The sequence below is a fragment of the Actinokineospora sp. NPDC004072 genome (assembly GCF_053604195.1).
On sequence record NZ_JBSGHB010000013.1, the window covers coordinates 176,884 to 195,771 of the forward strand.

Annotated in this window: 15 protein-coding genes and 1 pseudogene; 6 read left to right on the plus strand and 10 right to left on the minus strand. The window is 73.5% G+C overall.

Going from position 1 to position 18,888, the window contains the following annotated elements; translation table 11 throughout:
- Positions 1–210 precede the first annotated feature (210 nt).
- Positions 211–612 carry a protein NO VEIN domain-containing protein gene (locus ACWEPX_RS21360; protein WP_451898961.1) on the plus strand — a complete coding sequence of 134 codons (402 nt, stop codon included), beginning with the start codon at positions 211–213 and terminating at the stop codon, positions 610–612.
- 1 nt (position 613) lies between these two features.
- Here the strand turns inward: ACWEPX_RS21360 and ACWEPX_RS21365 are convergent, their stop codons facing one another.
- The 3 genes from ACWEPX_RS21365 to ACWEPX_RS21375 form a co-directional block, all read right to left on the minus strand.
- Entirely contained in the window at positions 614–1,231 is a 618-nt protein-coding gene (locus ACWEPX_RS21365; protein WP_451898962.1) for a class I SAM-dependent DNA methyltransferase, read from the minus strand.
- Positions 1,232–1,462, minus strand: a complete 231-nt coding sequence (locus tag ACWEPX_RS21370) for a PLDc N-terminal domain-containing protein (RefSeq protein ID WP_451898963.1) — start codon at positions 1,460–1,462, stop codon at positions 1,232–1,234.
- Positions 1,463–1,634: 172 nt separating this feature from the next.
- A complete protein-coding gene (locus ACWEPX_RS21375) occupies positions 1,635–2,150 on the minus strand; it encodes a GNAT family N-acetyltransferase (RefSeq protein WP_451898964.1) in 516 nt (171 codons plus the stop codon).
- Positions 2,151–2,399: 249 nt separating this feature from the next.
- Between ACWEPX_RS21375 and ACWEPX_RS21380 the strand changes: the two genes are divergently transcribed.
- The 3 genes from ACWEPX_RS21380 to ACWEPX_RS21390 all read left to right on the plus strand — a co-directional run bounded on the left by ACWEPX_RS21380 (position 2,400) and on the right by ACWEPX_RS21390 (position 5,348).
- Positions 2,400–3,152 carry a hypothetical protein gene (locus ACWEPX_RS21380; RefSeq protein WP_451898965.1) on the plus strand — a complete coding sequence of 251 codons (753 nt, stop codon included), beginning with the start codon at positions 2,400–2,402 and terminating at the stop codon, positions 3,150–3,152.
- Between the two features lie 21 nt (positions 3,153–3,173).
- Positions 3,174–4,805: a hypothetical protein gene (locus ACWEPX_RS21385; RefSeq protein ID WP_451898966.1), complete on the plus strand. Its 1,632-nt coding sequence runs from the start codon at positions 3,174–3,176 to the stop codon at positions 4,803–4,805.
- Between the two features lie 75 nt (positions 4,806–4,880).
- The gene (locus tag ACWEPX_RS21390; protein WP_451898967.1) at positions 4,881–5,348 is read left to right on the plus strand and encodes a very short patch repair endonuclease; all 468 of its coding nucleotides are present in this window, start codon (positions 4,881–4,883) and stop codon (positions 5,346–5,348) included.
- Between the two features lie 4 nt (positions 5,349–5,352).
- Here the strand turns inward: ACWEPX_RS21390 and ACWEPX_RS21395 are convergent, their stop codons facing one another.
- Complete coding sequence (locus ACWEPX_RS21395) at positions 5,353–6,726, minus strand: GmrSD restriction endonuclease domain-containing protein (protein WP_451898968.1); 1,374 nt, start codon at positions 6,724–6,726, stop codon at positions 5,353–5,355.
- 100 nt (positions 6,727–6,826) lie between these two features.
- Positions 6,827–7,435: pseudogene (locus ACWEPX_RS21400) on the minus strand (DUF262 domain-containing protein); the annotation flags it as partial.
- Between the two features lie 306 nt (positions 7,436–7,741).
- On the opposite strand from ACWEPX_RS21400, the gene ACWEPX_RS21405 reads away from it, so the two are divergent.
- A complete protein-coding gene (locus tag ACWEPX_RS21405; protein WP_451898969.1) occupies positions 7,742–8,002 on the plus strand; it encodes a hypothetical protein in 261 nt (86 codons plus the stop codon).
- Positions 8,003–8,270: 268 nt separating this feature from the next.
- On the opposite strand, the gene ACWEPX_RS21410 is transcribed toward ACWEPX_RS21405, so the two are convergent.
- The gene (locus tag ACWEPX_RS21410; protein WP_451898970.1) at positions 8,271–9,179 is read right to left on the minus strand and encodes a helix-turn-helix domain-containing protein; all 909 of its coding nucleotides are present in this window, start codon (positions 9,177–9,179) and stop codon (positions 8,271–8,273) included.
- Positions 9,180–9,499: 320 nt separating this feature from the next.
- Here ACWEPX_RS21410 and ACWEPX_RS21415 point away from each other — a divergent pair, with 320 nt between their 5' ends.
- Positions 9,500–9,688 carry a DUF397 domain-containing protein gene (locus ACWEPX_RS21415; RefSeq protein WP_451899034.1) on the plus strand — a complete coding sequence of 63 codons (189 nt, stop codon included), beginning with the start codon at positions 9,500–9,502 and terminating at the stop codon, positions 9,686–9,688.
- Positions 9,689–9,756: 68 nt separating this feature from the next.
- On the opposite strand, the gene ACWEPX_RS21420 is transcribed toward ACWEPX_RS21415, so the two are convergent.
- Genes ACWEPX_RS21420 through ACWEPX_RS21435 form a run of 4 tightly spaced genes read right to left on the minus strand, consistent with a single transcriptional unit; the run spans position 9,757 to position 18,729 of the window.
- On the minus strand, positions 9,757–10,770 hold the full coding sequence (locus ACWEPX_RS21420) for a hypothetical protein (protein ID WP_451898971.1): 1,014 nt from the start codon (positions 10,768–10,770) through the stop codon (positions 9,757–9,759).
- Positions 10,767–15,275, minus strand: coding sequence for a hypothetical protein (locus ACWEPX_RS21425; RefSeq protein ID WP_451898972.1), 4,509 nt, complete (start codon positions 15,273–15,275; stop codon positions 10,767–10,769). Before ACWEPX_RS21425 ends, ACWEPX_RS21420 begins: the two co-directional genes overlap by 4 nt.
- On the minus strand, positions 15,272–17,392 hold the full coding sequence (locus ACWEPX_RS21430) for a CHAT domain-containing protein (RefSeq protein WP_451898973.1): 2,121 nt from the start codon (positions 17,390–17,392) through the stop codon (positions 15,272–15,274). The genes ACWEPX_RS21425 and ACWEPX_RS21430 overlap by 4 nt, the downstream gene beginning before the upstream one ends.
- Entirely contained in the window at positions 17,389–18,729 is a 1,341-nt protein-coding gene (locus tag ACWEPX_RS21435) for a hypothetical protein (RefSeq protein ID WP_451898974.1), read from the minus strand. Before ACWEPX_RS21435 ends, ACWEPX_RS21430 begins: the two co-directional genes overlap by 4 nt.
- Positions 18,730–18,888 lie beyond the last annotated feature (159 nt).

Sequence of the window (18,888 nt, forward strand, 5' to 3'; positions counted from 1 at the left end):
CGTACACCCTGGTGACGGAGACCAGGCCGGGCGATGTGGTGCTCCACTGGCACAAGTCGCTGCGCGGCAAGCCCGCCCTCGTCGGCTGGTCGGTCGTGACCGGCCCGCTGGCGGAGGAGGAGTCCTACTCCTGGCGCGCCCGCGGCGTCCCCACCACCGGGAAGGGGTGGCGCATGCCGTGCGACGGCTTCCACAAGCTGGCCAAACCCCGTGGACTCCGCCCGGCTCGCCGAGCTGGGCTCGGTCGTGCGGGCGGTGCACGACGATCTCAAGGGGTCGGTGGAGTCGCCGATCTACTCCCGTTCATGCGAGCTCGGCAAGCCGTACGACCTGCTCGTCCTGGGACTCGGGCGGGAGCGCCACGTCGAGGTGAAGGGGAGCGTGCTGGCCGTCGGGGCGGTCGAGCTCACCGTGAACGAGGTGACCCACGCCCACAACCACCACCCGACGGATCTGGTGGTGGTCGACCAGATCGCCATAACCGAGGGCGAGGACGGGAAGCCCCAGGCGGCAGGCGGGTCCATGCGCATCTGGCGCGACTGGCGGCCGGAAGCGAACCGGCTCGCGCTGACCCGGTACCGGTACGACCTCCCACCCGGCGGGGAGCTCTAGCTCAGGACCGCTTGCGGAACAGCAGGTGCGCTTGGTGGAAGCGCTCGCCCTCCAGGGGTTCGCGGCGCAGGCGGGCGACCTCGGTGAGGCCCGCCTGGGTCAGCAGGGCCGCGAGGGTGTCGGGGGACCAGCGGTAGGCGCGGGTGACCTTGTGGTCGAACGCCTGCGGCAGCGGGTCGTCGGTGGCGAAGAAGCCGAGGAGGAGGTGGCCGCCTGGGGTGAGGGCCCGGGCGAACTCGGTGAAGGCCGCGGGGAGGTCGTCGGGGTGGGTGTGGATGGTGGAGTAGGAGGCCAGGATGCCGCCGAGGGCGCCGTCGGGGACGTCGATGGCGGTCAGGGAGCCTTCGGTGAAGCGCAGGTGGGGGTGGGCTTCGCGGGCGGTGGCGATCATCGCGGGGGACAGGTCGATGCCGAAGGCGTCCACGCCGAGGGAGTGCAGGTGGGCGGTCAGGTGGCCGGGGCCGCAGCCGACGTCGGCGACCGGGCCGGTCACGAGGTCGGCGAACGCCGCCAGCAGGGCGCGCTCCAGCGGCAGGGACGCGAGGATGTCGCTGAACAGCTCGGCGTAGAGGGAGGCGACGCCGTCGTAGGCGGCGCGGGTGTCGCTCAGCTCGGTCACCTAGCGACGCCCCCACCGCAGGTACGCGATCGGCCCGACGAAGTTCACCGCGATGCCCCACGCCCACCAGCGCTTGCTGCCCCGCACCTGCGCCGCGGGCCGCCGCGCCAGATCCGCCCACGCCGCCGCCGCCAGCGCGACCTGAACCGCCCCCAAGGCGACCACGACGCCGCGCTGCCTACCGCTGAGCGACCGCCACGACTTCCGACGCGCCCGCACCGACGTGCTCATGCCCCACCTTCCCATCCGGACGGCACCGATGATCGCACCAGGGGGTGCCCGGAGGATGCCCGACCAGCACTACAACCCACGTCCACCCCCACGGGCAACTCGATCTCCCCGCCCGGGTGAGGCCCGACCCGGGGTGCAGGCCCCGCCCGGGGGCGGGGCCTGCACCAGGGGATCAGACGCCGAAGGCGGCCGGGTAGCGGATCGTGCCCGCGGGAAGCGGGCGCGAGTCGTCCAGGGTCATCGCCATCATGGCCTCATCCGGCACCTCGAACGGTGCATGGATGCCGAACCCGGAGGCCGGGGTGAAGCCGAACCTCGGGTAGTACTCGGGGTGGCCCAGCACGACCACGGCGTGTTCGCCGAGGTCGCGGGCCGCGGCGAGCGCGGCCCGGATGGCGGCCGAGCCCGCGCCGCCGCGCTGGGCCGCGGGCAGCACGGCGCAGGGGGCGAGGGCGAGGGCGGGCGCGTCATCGATGTGGCACCGGGTCAGCAGGGCGTACCCGACCGGCGTGCCGTCGGGGTCGGTGGCGAGCATGGACAGCCCGTCGATCCACGCCGCCGCGTCGGCGCGCAGGGCGTCGACGATCCCCGCCTCCAGCGGGGTGGGGAAGGCGGCGAGGGTGATCTCGCGGATCGCGGGGATGTCTTCGGGCGTTTCCGGACGGGTGGTCCAGATGGTGTTGGACAACTGAGGAACCCTTGGATTCAGGGGACCCCGGTCTCAGGCCGGGATCCTGGGCGTGAGGATGGTCCGGTAGACGTTGCACGCGGCAACGGTCGCTGCGTCAGACATCAACTCACCTCCCAGTCAGTTGCGGTGACCCTAGCACAGCCGCCCGAAGGGGCAGCCGCCGACGCGCGTTGCGCTGCCTCCTCGGGTGCTGCCGCCGGATCGCCCCGCTCCTAGCGTGGGACGACGCGATCCGGGGCGGTGACCATGACGAGACCGACCGACGAGCTGGTCCAGCGGGCCAAGGTCCTGATCCGGGCCGCGGCGGAGGCCGACGACGGCAGGCACCGCCCGCTGGTGGGGCGGCTGGGCGCGTTCTTCCCGGCCGCCCCCGACTTCGCCTGGCTGGACGCGGACGACCGGACGCTGGAGCTGGTCTTCACCAGCGCCGACGGCGGCTGGCTCGACCCGGCGGAGGACAGCGAGTTCTGGCAGGTCATCAGCACCGACGCAGACCCGCAAGCCCTTGTCACCCTGCTGGAGCACCTGGTCGACGGCTGGGAGCACGCGGCAGCCGCGGCCACCCACGCCGAACCGGGAACCGATCACCCGGAACCGCCGCGCACCCACGCCGAACCGGAGTCCGACCCAGAACCGCTCGCCCACACCGGACCGGAGACCGAGCACCGCGACCCCGCCCACCCACCGCGGTACGTCGAAGTCGAGCCGGTCCCCGGCGACGACCACCCCGGCTGGTGGCACGGCTACGACACCGTCGACGCGGTGTGGAAGTACGTCCACACCGGAGCGCAGCGGCCCACCGACAGCGCCGGGTGGACGCCGGACATGGCGCCCAAGCGGGTCCAGCAGCCGTTGGACCTCGACACCGCGCTCGACGAGGCCATCGCCGCCGCGATCGCGGACGTGCGGGCGCTGGGCATCTCGCCGGAGGAGATGTCCAACGAGGAGATCATCGACGCCTTGCAGCGGGCGGTGGCCGCCGAGCTGCCGACCGACTGACCGGTCCGTGAGGAGGCGAGCGTGAGCCTGCAGCCAGACGCCCCGAACCCCGCCGGGGGCGGGATGAAGCGCAAGCGCGAGGAGCCCGAGGCGCCGCAGCCACCGGTCTCCCACCGGCGCAGCGCGGTGCCCAAGCTCGACCAGCCGGTCCACCCCTCCGTGCTGGCGGTGCTCCAGCAGCGGGCGACGACGCTCGTGGCCAACTTCGACCGCTACGACACCGACGTGCCGTCCCGCACCGCCCCGCTGGACCGGACCGGCGAGACCAACCGGAAGATCGCCCAGGGGATGCACGAGGCCCTGCAGCGGTCCAAGCGGCGTCGGATCGAGCAAGAGAGCACGAGCGACACCGCGCAGACCGGGGTCTCCCAGCTGACGCACAAGGGCGAGGGCGAGAACGTGCAGGACGAGTTCCGCAGCTTCCTGCGCGAGGGCGGGCGGGGGCTGGAGCACCCGTTCGGCAACCGCAAGGGCGGGGTCAGCGACCGCGACGGCGAGGTGTTCGCCGTCAACCCGGGGTTCAAGGTGGGCGAGCAGGCCCTGCAGCTGCTCGGCCACCTCGCCCACATCTTCATGAGCCGCGTCAGCGACATGGAGTACCAGTCCATGCTCGTCAACGACCGGGTGTTCGTGGCGGCCAACGCCCAGGAGAAGATCCGGGAGTTCCGCGGCGAGGTGCTCAAGGCGTTCCTGGAGGAGGCGGCGCGCGACATCCAGCCCGTCAACGCCCTGCCGGAGAAGGCCCGCCCGTACCGGATCGGCGCCGCGGGCCAGGCCCTCGCCCTCGACCCGGCCAGCACCGACCCGCTGACCCCGCAGCAGACCGACGGCGCGAACATGCTGGCCGAGTACGAGACCGGCCACCACGTCGACCACGGCTCCCGCAAGGGCATCCAGTCGATCCTCAACGTGCTCCAGCACCAGGCCCGCAACCAGCTCCAGATGCTCGGCCCGTTCACCCCGGACGCCGCCGCGGCCTACGTCGCCGCCCCGCAGCACAAGTACGCGGTCATCCTCGTGGAGACCCCGACCAAGACCGGCTGGCACGCCGAGCAGGCCTTGGCGATGACCCTGGTGACGGCGGGCTGGACGACCGGCGCGACCATCAGCGGCACCAAGGTCCCGTGCTACGTCTGCTGGCTGACCCTCAACCTCCTCGTCCAGTGCGACTACGACGTCGCCTTCACCCAGACCCCCGGCTTCGTCTGGGAGTCCAACACCCTGCCCGGCCTCACCCACGTGGCCAAGAAGCTCGGCATCCAGACGGTCAGCCACCTCCGCGCCTGCTTCATCCGCGCCCAGGTGAACACCGGCGCCGCCTTCCGCCAGTTCATGTCCGCGATGACCACCCAGACCGACCTCGAAGTCGACATCGATGCCGACGACCTCAGCGCATCCGGCCGCCACCTCCGCAACGACATCAGCCAACGCAGCTTCTACGTCGACACCTTCACCCCGACCCCAACCCCCCTCCCCAACGCCACCACCACCTACCGCCCCGTCGGCTCCTACGGCACCCCACCCGGCAGCCCCGGCGGCCAACAAGACACGACGGCGTGGGCGGAGTACGAGCAGAAGCGCCTCCAGTACGAGATCGACCTAGCGGAGTACCGCAAATCCCTAGCCGACCACCCAGACGGCAATCCGCAGTAGCAGCCCGCCTGCCCCCGATGCGGAGTACCAGCCATGGGGTCCGCTCTTGTCGGGCCCCACCGCCATCCTTGCTCCGTGTACCAGTACTTCGACCCCGGCCCGACGCCGCTCGCGTCATCGCAGGCGACGGCCCGGGTGATGCGGCGGACCCGCAGGACCGGCACCGGGCCGGAGCTGGCGCTGCGCCGCGCCCTGCACCGGGTCGGGCTGCGGTTCGTGGTGGACCGGGCCGTGCCGGGCGGCGACCGGCGCAGGCGCGTCGACATCCTGCTCCGCGGCCCGCGAATCGCGGTGTTCGTCGACGGGTGCTTCTGGCACTCCTGCCCCGATCACGCGCACCTGCCGAAGAGCAACACCGCCTGGTGGCGCCGCAAGCTCCGCGGCGTCGTCCGCCGGGACCGCGACACCGACCAGATGCTGGCCGCCGCGGGGTGGGTCGTGGTCCGCGTCTGGGAGCACGTGGACCCCGAGCGCGCGGCCGAGCAGATCAAGGGGCTGGTCCTCGCCGGACGGAGGGCTGCTCGGCCGCCGGGTGGGAGGTGAGCGGTCAAGGGCCCGGGGTCAGTTTGGCGAACTCCGCTCGGATGTCCTTGAGGCGGCGGCCGTCGGGGAGGGACCAGAAGTACCAGCCGTTGGTGGGGCTCTGGCGGAGGTGGCGGGCGGCGCCGGACGGGGTGTCGAAGCGCTTGCCGTGGAAGGTGATGTGGGCTTCGGGGGTGATGGTCGCCTCGACGTGGGTGTGGTCGCGGTGGGTGGCGTGGAGCTTGGTGCCCGGCGCCAGCAGGCCTGCCGACATCAGGTGCTTGAGCTGGACCCAGTCCTGGGCCTTCGCCTGCGGGTCGACCACGTGGCCCTGGTGGCCCGCGGGGACCGGCCAGATCCGCAGCAGGGCGTCGATCATGGCGGCCGTGCGCCGATCGATCTGGGATTCGGTCCACTCGGGTTCGTCCACGATGCGGCCGGTGAGGTTGAGGGTGTTGTGGTGGAGGAGGGCTTTGCGCTTGTCCTCCCACCGCGCGTTCGAGAGCTTGGCGTTGAGGGAGTGGGTGAGCAGGGTCAGGTTGCCCAGGCGGTGGACTCGGGCCTGCCGCTCCTGCTCGTCCTCGGCGGGCCAGTGGTCGGACCACTTCTGCGGCAGGATGTGCTCGATCGGGAAGCCCGCCCGCTCCACTTGGGGCTGACCGGTTTCCGCGCGGTAGGCGTTCTCGATCGCCTCCAGGTACGTGCGCAGGCGGACCCGGGGGAAGCGGCGGTAGGCGGCCTCGGTGGCCAGGGCCGTGCGGATCTCGTCGTCGCCCGGCCAGTACGTGCTGGTGACGTCCAAGCGCGCCAGGTGGGCGATGATGTGGCCGGCGAGGTCGGCCGCCGGGGTCGCCGAGTGCGCCTTGATGATGTCGGCGACGGTGCGGCCGAGGTTGGAGCTGGTGAGCCGGAGCAGTTGGCGGCGCACCACCCAGCTCTCCGCCGCGGTGACGATCCGGTCGACGACCGCGGGCGACAGGTCCCGGCCCGGCTCGTGCAGCCAGATCAGCAGCGGCTTGAGGAGTTCGACCCCGCTCGCCTGCATCCGGTAGACCGCCATCTCGACCACACCGAGGTCGCCGCTGGGCCGAGCCGCCGCCTCGGTCCACGCCTCGTACAGGTCGGCCTGCCGCTTGAGCACCGGCAGCAGGTCCGCGACCTTCCCGCCGCGCTGGGCCACGTAGGACTTGAAGCGGGCGAAAGTGGACTGCGGGCCGATCTCCTCGCCCAAGCGCGACATCAACCACTGGTTGAGGAACAGGGAGCTGCGGCTGAGCGAGTAGCGTCCCGCGCTGACCTGCTTGGTCCAGAACTTCGCCTCGAACGGCCAGTCCCGCTGGTAGGCGGCCTTCGTGTCGGCCCCTTCGGCCGCCAACTGCTGGAAGACGAAGTTGCGCACCAGGTCGGCCGCGGTCAGCGGCGTGCCGCGGGCGTTGAGGGGTTTCGAAGATCTCCTGGGAGTTCTCCGCCGCCGCCAGCTCGATCGTCACCAGGTGCAGATCCGTTTGGAGAACCGTCGCCAACTGCTCCGCCCGGACGGCGAACCCCTCACCCGACGGATCGCCCAGCCACTCGACCACGGCCGTGCTGAAGTACTGGTGGGCCTTGGTGATCTGCGATTCCGCGTGCTTGAGGCTCGCGTGGTCGACCGGCGGCTCGGCGGTCATCACCTCGTCGAACGGATCCCGGTCGGAGTTGAGGTGGCGCAGCTTGAGGCAGCTCTCGCCCTCGGGGATGAAGTTGGGGGAGTTGTGGGTCAGCGCGGAGAGCTGGCTGGCGAGCCGGGCGCCGCCCGTCTGCTCCAGCACGGCGGCGGTCGCGTCCATCAGCAGTTGCAGCGTCGTCAGCCGCTGCTGGCCGTCGATGACGTTCCAGGTCGTCACCCGGCTGGTGCCCGCGGCGTCGGCCTGCAGGACGACGGCCCCGAGGAAGTGCTGCTGGTGCTGGTGCGGCTCGGCGATGCGCAGTTCGGCCACGCGGCGGATGTCCTGCCAGAGGGGTTCCCACTGCTCGGCTTCCTTCCAGACGTAGGTGCGCTGGAACAGCGGGATCACGAAGTGCTGGGGGAGCGTGAACAGCTGCAAGGGCGTCCGCTTGAAGGTCTCCACCGGGCAATCTTGCCGCAGCCGCTCGGTGGCGCAGTTGTCAGGGATTTGTCGGTGGATGCGCAATCGGGCCCGAAGTTTCGTCCTATCGGGGGCCGACCGGCGAGTATGGCTAGGCGTTGCGGGGTTGAGCTGTCATGGTGTAACGGCGTCGCGCCCGGAAGCGACCCTTGGTGGTGGTGAGCATGCGGTCGGACCGCTGTGGCAGGATCGCCTGCCTGCGAGCCCGATCACGGGCGCCGCACCCCGACCCGATCCCCGGTCCCAGGGATGGTTCGATCATGGCTGGTTCGGCCCGCGGGGGTGCCCGTGGCTGAGGATCCCCCACCCCGCGCCGTCGTCTGGATCGCCAGCGGCGCGGCCACGGCGCTGGTCGTGCTGGTGGTCCACGCGCTGACCGGCAGCGCCGCGCTGGCGCTGCTCCTGGCGCTCGCGGTGCCCATCGGGTTCGGCCTGAAGGTCGACGACGTGCTGGAGTTCATCGCCCAGCGCCGGTCACGGGCGCTTCTTCGGTCGGGTGAGCAGGTCAACTTCAGCCGTGAGCAGACCGCCAACGGCCATGATTCCTAGCGCCAGCGGCTCGTAGTAGCACAGCAGCGCCGTCCCCAGCGCGCCACCGAGCACCAGCGGCCGCGTCGCCAGGCGGGTCACCACGCCGTAGGCGCACCACCGGTCCTGCCACAGGTGCCTGAGCTGGTCCCAGGCCCGGTCCGACCAGGCCGGGGGGCTGATGTCGCCGCCAGGGGGGTGGCGGCACGGGGTGTGCGGGTTCGGGGGGAGGCTGGGCATCGGTACTCCGGGGGGTGGGCGGGGGAGCGCTGCCTGCGGACGCGGGTGGTCACCTCGGTAAGGGTCGCGCTGCCTCCGCGGGGTCGTCCAGCCGACGCCGGAGCCGGTCGAGCACGTCCAGGGAGTCCGCGACGCCCAACGCCTGGGCGGCGGCCGCGGCGTATCCGGCCTCGTACTCGGCGATGCGGTCGGCGTCACCGCGCACCAGCTGCTCGGACTCGCCGATCTCCCGGTAGACGATCGTCTCCACCGCCGCCCGCCCGGCCGCGTCGCCGGGCACGTCGATGACCAGGAACTGCTCCCAGTGCCCGAGGTGGGCGTCGGCGCCGAAGGGCAGCACGCGCAGCGCGGTGGTGGGCCGCCGGGCCGCGCGCCGCAGGTGGTCGAGCTGGCGGGCCAGCGCGGCGCGCCCGCCGACCTGGCGGTGCAGCAGCGCCTCGTCGACGATGAACTCGAAGGTCGGCGCGCCGGGCTGGGCCAGGATGCGCTGGCGGACGGCGCGGGCCTCGACCAGCGCGTCGAGCTTGGGCCCGGAGTGCTTCACCGACAGCAGCGCCCGCGCGTACTCCTGGGTCTGGAGCAGGCCGGGCAGGCCGAAGCAGTTGAGCGACCGGATGGCCGTCGCCGACTCCTCGTAGGAGAGCAGGTCCTGGTATTCGGCGCTGAAGAACCTTTTGTAGGGGGTGAACGAGTCGCGGCGCCGGGACGCCTTGGCCATCGCCAGCATGCGCCGGGCGAGTTCGGGGTCGGCGACCTCGTAAACGTCGAGCAGCGCCTGGGTGTCCTTGGCGGATATGCTCACCACGGCGGTCTCCGCGCGTTGCACCTTCGACATCGACCACCCGGTGCGCGCGGCCACCTCGGCCTGGTTCAACCCGCTGCGCTCGCGCAGTTTGCGCAGCAGCTCGGCCAGCCGCTCCCGCTCCACGCGGGGGCTGGAGGCGGGCGGGCGGTCCATCCTCACTCCTCGTATCACTCGGACGGGTGACCGCCATTCGAGCTAGCGGTGAGCTAATCTGCCGTACCGCAGATTAGCGCTGTACCCGCAGGCTACCCGATCGCTCGCGCATCTGCACTCGCCCTGCGGGCGTGGGGGAGAGGTGGGAGCGGGTGGGGATCGATGTGCACCGATTGTGAACGGTACTCGATCGTGGGCGCGGTCATCACACCGGCGAGCGAGCGGCGGCGGCGTCCCCTCCGCTCGGCGGATATCCGCGGCCCTGACCTCGTCGAATAATGGGCGACGGAATTGCCGGTCGACTTCGAGGGGCGGTCAACATGGAGTCCGGAGCACCGTGGCGGCGCAGTTCGTTCTGTTTCGGCGGCGACTGCGTGGAAGTGCGCAGGGAAGCCGCCCGCGTATTCGTCCGCGACTCGAAGAAACCAGGACAAAAGCTGGACATCTCATTGTCCAGCGGTGTCGAGTTCTTGTCGTGGACGGCCGCGGAGCCCTCGTTGGCCCGATGACGGCCAGCAGGCCGCGGTAACCCGCGCGAAGCGGCGGACGAGGCCCGCGGGGCTCGTCCGCCGCCCGGCTAGGCGAGCAGGTCGGCCGCGGTCAGCCCGGCCACCTCGTGCCTGCCGGGCAGCGTGTGCGGGGCGATCGGGTCCAGGGACAGCTCGTCTGCGGGGGCGGCGAAGCCGAGTTCCTTGGCGGCGTCGATGCTCTCGCGCACCTTCTTGGCGACCCGCAGGGCGTCGATGCGGCTGAGATCAGGGCATTCCAGCGCGGTGGTGACCGCCAGCTTGAGGTGGTACTCGTACGCCTCGGTCTCCCCGAACACCAGCGCCTTCTGCGCCGCCACCCGCAGGCGCTCCAGTTCCGGGAAGGCCCAGTCGTCGCGTTCGAGCAGGCATTCCACCCGCAGCACCAGGAAATCGACGCCGGTGAGCTGGCCGTCCTCGCCGTGCAGCCGGTCGTCGACGATGCGCAGCTTGCCCGCGTAGTCGCGCGGGTGCCCGTTGACCACCGCGAGGTAGCCCGGGGCCACCTGCGGCCCGCCGTCCGCGGCCGACATGCCCCAGTGCACGCCGAGCACGGGGCTCTCCGCCTGCCCGGCCACCACGGTGGCGATGCCGTCCGACACCTTCTCCGCGACCGCCGCCGCGGTGGACAGCGGCGGGCCCACCAGCGAGGCGAGGTTGCCCGCGATCGCCACCGCGGTGTCCAGCGGACCGCCGTCGGAGGCCCGGTAGAGCGCCGCCTCGACCTCCACCGTCCCGCCTGCGAACGGCACGAGCGGGGTCATCGGGTAGTTCAGGAACGCGCCAGGGGTGGTCAGCTCGCCGCCGGTGCGCGTGAACCGGGTGAACGGGGTCGCCTCGCCGCCGAGGAACTGCAGGGTCACCCCGCCGTGCAGGACGGGGAAGTGCTCGCGGGTCCAGCTGACCCGCTGCGCCAGGAAGCCCTCCACCAGCCACAGCCGCAGGTACCCGTCGCCCGGGGTCGGGGGCGTGCCGTCGGGGATGAACTCGACGGTGATGTGCTCGGCCTGCGCGGTGAACCAGCTCTTGACGAGCTCCCGCATCCGGTTGCGCTTCGCGGTCATCGGCGGGCAGCCCTTCTGGCGAGCGGACGGTGGAAGAAGACGACGTCGAGGTCGGCGCGCGGGCGCGGCGACGCGCCGCGCTCGGCCGCGACGACGAGGTCGCGCACCTCGGCGACGAGCGCGAACAGCCCGGCGGTCGACGGCTCGCCCGGCGAATCGGCCACCGCGCGCCAGATCCGCTGGACTACCTCGGCCGCGGCGCGGTAGGGCAGCGGCGGGATGACCAGGACGGTGTCCACGCCGTTCTCCGCGGCTGCGACGGCGCACCGCAGGTAGTCGTTGCGCGCGGTGGCCAGCGGCATCGGCCCGCCCACCACGGGAGGGGCTTGCAGCACCAGCACCGAGGTCGGCGTGGTCGTCAGCTGGCCGACATCGCTGCTGACCCGGTCGTCGGACACCGCGTCCTCCGACGGCGGCCCCGATCCGCCGTGCACGGCGAAGCGCAGCCCCCGCGCCACGCGCACCGGGGCGCCGACCAGGTAGAGCAGGCGGCGGTCGCCGCGCCACCCCGGGTCGGCGTCGGCGGGCAGCAGCTCGCCGGGACCGGCGAAGGCCGCGGACCGGGCGCGCCACTCGCCCGGCCGCAGCGGGCGGCGGGCGCCGGGCACGAGCCGGAAGGGGAACGTGCGCCGGAACCGCGCCTGCCCGATCCACCGCTCCCAGTCGTGGAGGTGCAGGTCTTCGGCGATGTCCAGGCACACCGGGTACCGGGTGCCGCGGGGCTCCAGCAGCGAGCGGGAGATCACCAGCGAGGTGGTCAGCGGGTGGCGCCCGATCCGCTTGGGCGCGGCGGGGAAGACCTCGTGCGACCGGGTTGGGGCGTGGGTCAGCCGGTTGAGGAACCCGGCCTGCCCCCACGTTGGCCAGAACGACATGGCGGTGGCGGCGGTGGTCAGCTCGATCGAGCCGCGCCGCCTGTGCCGGATGGTCACCAGGCTGCCGAGGCCGAACTGCTGGGAGCGCATCGGCACCAGCGTCGGCAGGACGGCGACCAGCGCCAGGCCGAGCGCGGCCAGGCGGATCAGCATGCCGTCGACCCAGACGAAGACCGCGGCGACGCCCATCACCAGCACCAGCGCCGACAGCGGGCGCAGCAGCCGCGGCAGGTCGTAGCCCGGCTCCGCTTCCGGCACGGCCACCGGTTCGTCCTCGGTGGGCTCGACCTCCCCGGCGGCCAACCGGGCCGCGCTGGCCGCCAGCGAGTCGTCACCAGCCGCCCGCAGCGCCGCTTCCGCCGAGCTGAGGAACCGCGCCGCCTGCTCTGGAGCCGACCCGTGGAGGATCTCGGCCGCCATCAGCGCCGCCAAGCCCTGCGCGCGACTGCCGTCGGGGATCCGCTGCGATTCCCGGGAGGTGAGGGCGGCGACCTCCCACTCGTCGATGTGGTCGGCGGGCCAGTCGGGGGCCTCGGGCGGGGTGCTGTCCGGGAAGCACCGCCAGTGGCCGTAGGGGCTCGCCTGCGGCCGTTCCCGGCGCGGCAGCGTCCCGTTGACCATCCGCAGCACGAGCAGGGCCTCGTCCCGGACCCGGGGCGGGCTGCCGTCGGCGGCCATCCGGTGCACGTCCCGCGCGTAGCGGGTGGTGCGCTGCCTGCGGCACAGCCGCAGCAGGGCCAGGTCGCAGGAGTCGGCCGTCATCGGGTCCGCCGCGTCGCGCAGCCTGCGCAGCAGCGCCGCGGCGTCCGCGGGGTCGGCGATGGCGTCGGCGACGGCCATCGCGAGCGGGCGGCCCAGCCGGAAGTGCAGCCAGGGGACGGCGCCGGGGTGGCGCGCCGCCGGCCGCGTGCGGACCGGGGACGCGGGGGAGCGGGTCAGCTCGTGGTCGAGGACGGCCGCGACCAGGCGGTCGGCATCGATGTCCTTGGCGGCGTGGGGGAGGGCGTCGTCGCGCCAGCGGCGCAGCAGGTCCTCCGCGACGGGATCGCCGCCGCGCAGGGCGTTGAGCACGGGCAGCAGCCGGGCGCGGTGCAGCAGCCCGGGCGCGGGCTGCCAGTCCCGCCACGGGCGCGGCGGCCCGGCCGCCTCGACCTGCCGCACCGCGTCGAGCATCCGCCCGGTGTCGGCTTGGCCGCGCGCCAGACCCAGCGCGTTCAGCCAGACCTCCGCGTGCGCGGCGACATGGGGGTCGGGGTCGCGGGTCAGCGCGTCGAGCGGGCCGTCGATGAACGGGGCCGCCCGCTCCGGCCCCAGGGTGGCGGCCACGGTGTCGATGGCGGCCATGGCGGAGTCGACCAGCCGCAGGTCCACCGCCTCACTCACCAGTTCGGCGAAATGCGCCTCGGGGGTGCCCCCCTCGCTGACCACGCTCGCGTCGTCCGCGGCGTGGATCGGCTCGCCTGCCGCGATCCGGCCCAGCGCCGCCCGCAGCGCCAAGCACCGCTGGTGCTCGCGATCGGGGTGGTGGCCCGCGTGCCGCAGCACTTCGTCCCACAGCCTGGCGAGGTCGTCGCGGTTGGCGGAGTGGATGACCGCCGCGGCCTGGGTTGCCCGCACGGCGGCCAGGACCGTCCCGCCGCTGCGGGCGGGTTCGGCGTCGCAGACCCGGTTGGCGACGTGGTTGGCCCACCACCACTCGCCCTCCTCGACCACCCGCCGCTCGACGTCCTGCCACACCCGCCACGACTCGGCCGCGGGCAGCAGCCGCATGGCCGCCTCGGCCGTCTCGGCGGCGACCTCGGCCAGCGGGCTCGCGGCGAGCACCGCCGCGGCGTCGCGGCCCAGCTGCTCGGGGTTGGCCAGCAGGGGGGAGTCGGGGGCGAGCACCTTCCGCAGCCGGTCGCGGATGTGGTCGCTGACCTCCAGCACCGAGGGCCGCCCGTGCGCGGTGGCCAGCGTCGTGACCCACTCCTGCCCGGCCAGGCCGTGGAACGCCGCGGCCGGGTCGACCCGCAGCCGGGTCAGCGCCGGGGTGATCAGGGCCTGGTCGAAGCGCCCGTACGCGACCGCGACCGGCAGCGCCCGCGACACCGCCGCGTCCCTGATCCGGGCCACGATGCGCCGCTGGATGTACGGGTCGTTGCCCGCGCCGAGCAGGTCGGCCTCGGTCAGGTCCGGGTCGTCGCGCACCCACGCGCTGAAGGCGTCGAGGTCGAACGGGATGTACCGGTCGGGCACGCCCATGACCGACAGCCGGAGCACGGCGCCGACCAGGCGCTCGGGCACTTCGCGCAGCCGCAGGAACTCGCGCGCCTCGGCCTCGGTGAACCCGGTGATCGGCAGCTCGGTCAGGTACGCCCGGTGCTGGAGGCTCGGCCCGCTCTGCCCGGGGTCCTCGGGCGGGACCAGCCAGCGCCGCCCCGCGAACACCACGCGCACCCGCGGCGCGGCGGCCCGCAGCTGCTCCAGCAGCTCGAAGGTCCGGTCGATCGCGGGCGCGGCGACCCCGGGCGCGTAGTGCTTGCCGATCTCCTCGCAGGTGTCGAGCACCAGCACGACCGGGGCGTCCATCGCGTTGGCCAGCTCGGCGAACTGCCGCACCCCCGCGGCCAGCAGCTCGGCGCGGCGGGCCTCGCCGAGGCCGTCCGGGTCGGCGATCGCGGTGGCCAGGTCGTCGGCGGAGCGGCGGACCTCCTGGTAGTACCACTCGCTGGCCTGCGAGGGCGCGAACCGCAGCAGCTGGTCGCTCAGCGCGATGAGCAGCTCCATCGGCCGCTGCTCGGGGTAGCGCGGGCTCAGGTGGTCGAAGTCGACCCGGGCGACCGGGAAGGGCGCGATCCCGTGGTCCCTGGCGAACTGGGAGGACCCCAGGTAGCGCAGCACCATCGTCTTGCCGACGCCCGCGTGCCCGCGCAGGTGCAGCGCCCAGGTCGGGCTGCCGTCCGGCGAGGTCACCAGCTCGCGCAGCGCGGACTCGATGCCGCGGCGGCGGAAGTAGCCCTCCAGGTGGCGCAGGTCGTCGTTGTCGCGGTACTGGCGGTCCAGCCGCCACTGCGCGCGTTTCACCGACACGTCCAGGCTGCCGCCGAGGACGTCCCCCACGACCTCCGCGGTGGCGACCGTGCTCTCCGCCGCAGCCACGTCGCCCGCCTTCAGCAGGCTTTCGATCCGGTCCATGAGCCTGCGGCCGGACGGGTCGCCGTGGAACTGCCGGACCTCCAGCCACAGCCGCAGGCCCAGCCGCTCGGGCTGGTGGCGCTCGACCCGCGCGCACAGCGAGGCGTACTCCCGCTGCACCGCCGCGCCCAAGCGGTCGCGGACGAGTTCGCCGATGTCGCGGCGGCACCGCTCGCGCACCCAGAACAGCGTCCGCGGCGGCCCGTCGACGCCCGACGGCTCATCGTCCATCCCGGAGTCGACGATGTCGCGGTGGAAGAGCTGCTCGATGAACCGGCGCAGCTGCTCGGGCCGGTCCCGGTCCAGCCGCTGGACCAGCTCGCTCGTCCACCGCGGCAGCAGGCTGACCAGGCACAGCAGACCGGGGTCGAGCCCGGCGTACGGGTCGTCGTCCAGCTCCGCGGTGAGCCTGGCCAGCCGCTCGCGCCGGCTCGCGGCGAGGTCGTCGCTCACGGGTACTTCCTCTGGTAGGCCGTCCACGCGGCTTCGTCGTCCCCTTGGACGAGTTGCATGGCCAACACCATCTGCATGGCGCGGCGGTGGAACATCGGGTGCTTGACCGCCACCGGCTTGCGGCCGTACTGCGTCTCGAAGGAGTAGGCCAGCTCGTCGTCGGAGATCCCGGCCCGGGCCGTGTAGACGTAGCGGCACGGGTCGTCGGTCTCGCCCTCGCACTTCCACGGGTGCAGCAGGACCCACTGGTAGCCGATGACGGACTCCACATCGGTCAGCCCGGTCAGCTCCGGGAACGCGAACCGCAGCGAGGAGTGCCGCTCCACCATCGACTTCAACGACGCCGCCTTGGCGTCGCGGGTCGACGCGGCGAAGATCGCGGGCACCCGCTCGTCCCCGTCGCCGAAGCCGCGGCTGCCCGGCGCCTGCAACCACGCCACGACCTCGTCGAGCACACCCCACCGGTGCAGGTCGTCGGCCAGCACGACCAGCGTGGTGTGGTCGCCGAACAGGTCCGGGTGCTTGGCCGCCGCGGCGGCGCGGAACGCCTGGGCGTCGTCGACCAGCCCCATGCGCGCCCGCTCCCACGACAGCGGGGCGGGGTCGGCGGCGAACCGCTCCCGGGCGTCGGCGAGGTCGTACTTGTCGGGGGAGACCACGCCTTCGGGCAGGTACCGCTCGGCCAGGGCGCAGGGCAGCGGCGGGATCTGCAGCGCGTTCGCCGTCAGCGCCATGCCTTGGGCGATCCGGGCCACCAGGTCGCGGACCGAGGCGGGCGGGTCGGCGGCCGGGTAGGGGCCGATCATGACCGGCAGGTGCCCGCGCAGCAGGAGCCGGTAGCCGATCTCCCGGAGCAGCCGGGTGCCGCCGAGGCCGTGGATGTCGTCGGCGGTGATCGCGCCGATGACGTCGAGCTCCTCGGTCGGCACCGGGGCGAAGACCTTGTCGATGGTCTGGATGATCCGCTCGCGGCCGAAGAACAGCGGCAGGTCGCGCAGGTGCAGGCGGTTGGCCGCGTTGACCAGCCAGCGCGCCCTGGTGCTGTCGAAGGGCTGGAACGACGCCTCGACGGTGTCGGCGACGAACAGCGCGGGCATCGCCCAGTCCAGCTGGGCCCGGCCGCCGCCCCCGCTGTTCTGCACCGCGGCCCGCCTGCCTGCGGCGACGGCCACGGCCAGCGGCAGCCCGTCGGTGACCGCCTGCACCCAGCGCTTGGTGTAGAGCCTGCACGCCTGCTCGCTCACGTCGCCGACGACCGCCGAGACGATCGGGATGCCCGCGGCGACCAGCCGCGCGGCCAGCGACCGGCCGCCGTCGGCGGAGGCGCCGCTGCCGCACGCGCTGACCACCGCGGCCAGCGGCCGGTGGGTCGGGGTCAGCGCCACGGCCAGGCTCTCCGCGTCGACCCGCTCGCCGCCCAGGCGCACCGCGCCGTCCGGCTCGCCGTGGGCCACCAGGTGCACCAGGTCCGGGCGCTCCTCGGCGCAGTGCTTGGCCAGCGAGTCCAGGGTCACGTGGTCGACGGCGGTGGTCGAGCACACCCCGTCGGTCTCGAACCCCCGCAGCAGGCCCATGAACATCGCGCCCGCGCGGATCGTCTCCTTGCCCAGCTCCTCGCCGACGGCGAAGAGCACCCGGGGGATGCCGGTGATCGTGGCCTGCTCGGTCCGCGCGCCCGCGACCACCCGGGTGATCGCGATGAGCAGCCCGGTGTCGCCCGCGAGGAAGCCGGTCCCGTCGTGCATCGCCTCCCACGCCAGCTGGTGCAGGTCGGTGTCGTCGGGCGACCACCGCAGGGCGAGTTCGACGCCGCGCGCGTCCCTGGTCTCCTGCGCCTGGCGGATCTGGTCCCACACCGGGGCGATGAGGCAGCGGAAGAGCCACCGGCCCAGCTCGGCCACGTCGCCGTCCTCGGCCGCCCGGTCGCGGATGCGCTTGAGGAGCTTGCCCACCTCCGGAGCGGCCGGGCCCGGCACGCGGTAGCGCCTGCCGTCGGACTCCACCTGGGCGGCGGGCATGGGGTAGCTCGCCTCGACCCCGACCCCGAGCACGTCGACCGACCAGCCGCCCGCGGCGTCGGGGCGGGTCACGTCGACCAGCACGCGGGGGAGGGTCATCGGGCCTCCCCGTCGGCGAACAGCAGGTCGGCCAGGCGGTCGGCCACCGCGTCGGCCGGGTCCGGACCCGGGTCGGCGAGCAGGCCGGGCGCGCCTGCTGCGGCCAGCGCGGCGACCAGGTTGGAGTTGAGCAGGCGGGGGTCCGCGGTCGCGCCGTCGTAGCGGGAGACCCCGGCGGCGAGCAGCAGCCGGACCGCCGAGCGGGTCGCCGTCGCGCCGAAGACGGGGTCGTCCTCGCCCAGCAGCCAGGCCCAGTCCGCCAGCCTGCGATCGCCGCCGAGCACCGCGGCGTCGGCCACCTCGCGCAGCGGGCGGTCGCCGAGTTGGATGCCCAGCACCGCCTCCGCAACCGCGGGGACGGCGGCCAGGCATGCGGCGGCGTCCTTCGCGTCGGGGGAGGCCAGGTCCGCCAGCCAGGCGGCGGCAGCGGGCACGTCGGGCGCGGTGGTCGTGCCGCCGAGCCGCCTGATCAGCTCGCCCAGCAGGACCGTCCGCACGGCTGCGGGCGGGTAGCCGGGGATCGGCTCGACCAGCCGGGCAGGCGTCCCCGCCTGGGATTCGGTGACCGCCCAGACGAGCGCGTCGCCGAGCAGCAGCACCGCGAAGGCGTCGGCGAAGACCTCCGCGTGCCACCCGGCCCAGGTCCCGCCGAGCGGACCGGGGACCGCGGCGGCCAGCGCGTCCCGGGTCGCCGGTCCGAGCCCGAGGTCGGCCTGCACGAGGTGGCCGGTCTCGTGGGCGACGGCGGCCAGCCACCACGCCTCGCCCGCGACCGACTCCGGCAGGCCGATCACCGGGACCGGCAGCTCGGCCAGGAACGGGGCCAGCGGGTCGGCGGCGGCGACGCCCAGGTCCCTGGGCACCCAGCCGCGCTGCAGGCAGTCGATCCGCTCCGGGCTGCGCAGGTAGCAGAGCGGTCCGCTGCGCGCGGGGCGCCCGGCCGCCAGGAACGCCTCCTGCCAGCAGCTGAGGGCGACCTCGTCGGCGGCCCGCAGGATCGCGCCGGTGCCGGGATCGGCGCGCTGGTCGTATTTGTCGGCGTACCACCGGAACAGCGCCCGCACCTTCGCCACCCGGGTGTCGGCGGCGCGGCAGTGCTCGTAGCCTTCGGCGTACGGCTCGCGCGGGGCGGCCAGGTCCTCGTCAACGCGGTCGAGCATGGCGGACACCGCTCGCTCGATCAGGTCGAAGTGGCGGCCGAACCGCCGGAACCCGTGGTCGCGCCGGTGCTCGGCCATCCAGTCGGCGACCGTCGCGCGCAGCGCGGCCGACCCCGCCCGCGCGCGGGCGTACCTGCGCAGCCAACGGTCCTCCCTGACCTCGAAGGGCACTCGCACCTCGGCGTCCATCCCCCTTCGCATCGGCCACCGGCGGTGATCGGTTACCAGCGTTGGATCCGGTGATCATGGCACGCCCGCGCGCCCGCGGGGCCGCATCGGCGGAATTGGAAACCCGCTGCCGCCGGATGGTCTGATTGGGCGATCAGGCGCGGCGGA

Bases quoted from the DNA above. Each gene is read 5' to 3' on its own strand.
- ACWEPX_RS21415 (WP_451899034.1), top strand. From the start codon at position 9,500: ATGGAGTCCGGAGCACCGTGGCGGCGCAGTTCGTTCTGTTTCGGCGGC.
- ACWEPX_RS21430 (WP_451898973.1), bottom strand. From the start codon at position 17,392: ATGACCCTCCCCCGCGTGCTGGTCGACGTGACCCGCCCCGACGCCGCG.
- ACWEPX_RS21410 (WP_451898970.1), bottom strand. From the start codon at position 9,179: ATGGACCGCCCGCCCGCCTCCAGCCCCCGCGTGGAGCGGGAGCGGCTG.
- ACWEPX_RS21370 (WP_451898963.1), bottom strand. From the start codon at position 1,462: ATGAGCACGTCGGTGCGGGCGCGTCGGAAGTCGTGGCGGTCGCTCAGC.
- ACWEPX_RS21420 (WP_451898971.1), bottom strand. From the start codon at position 10,770: ATGACCGCGAAGCGCAACCGGATGCGGGAGCTCGTCAAGAGCTGGTTC.
- ACWEPX_RS21380 (WP_451898965.1), top strand. From the start codon at position 2,400: ATGACGAGACCGACCGACGAGCTGGTCCAGCGGGCCAAGGTCCTGATC.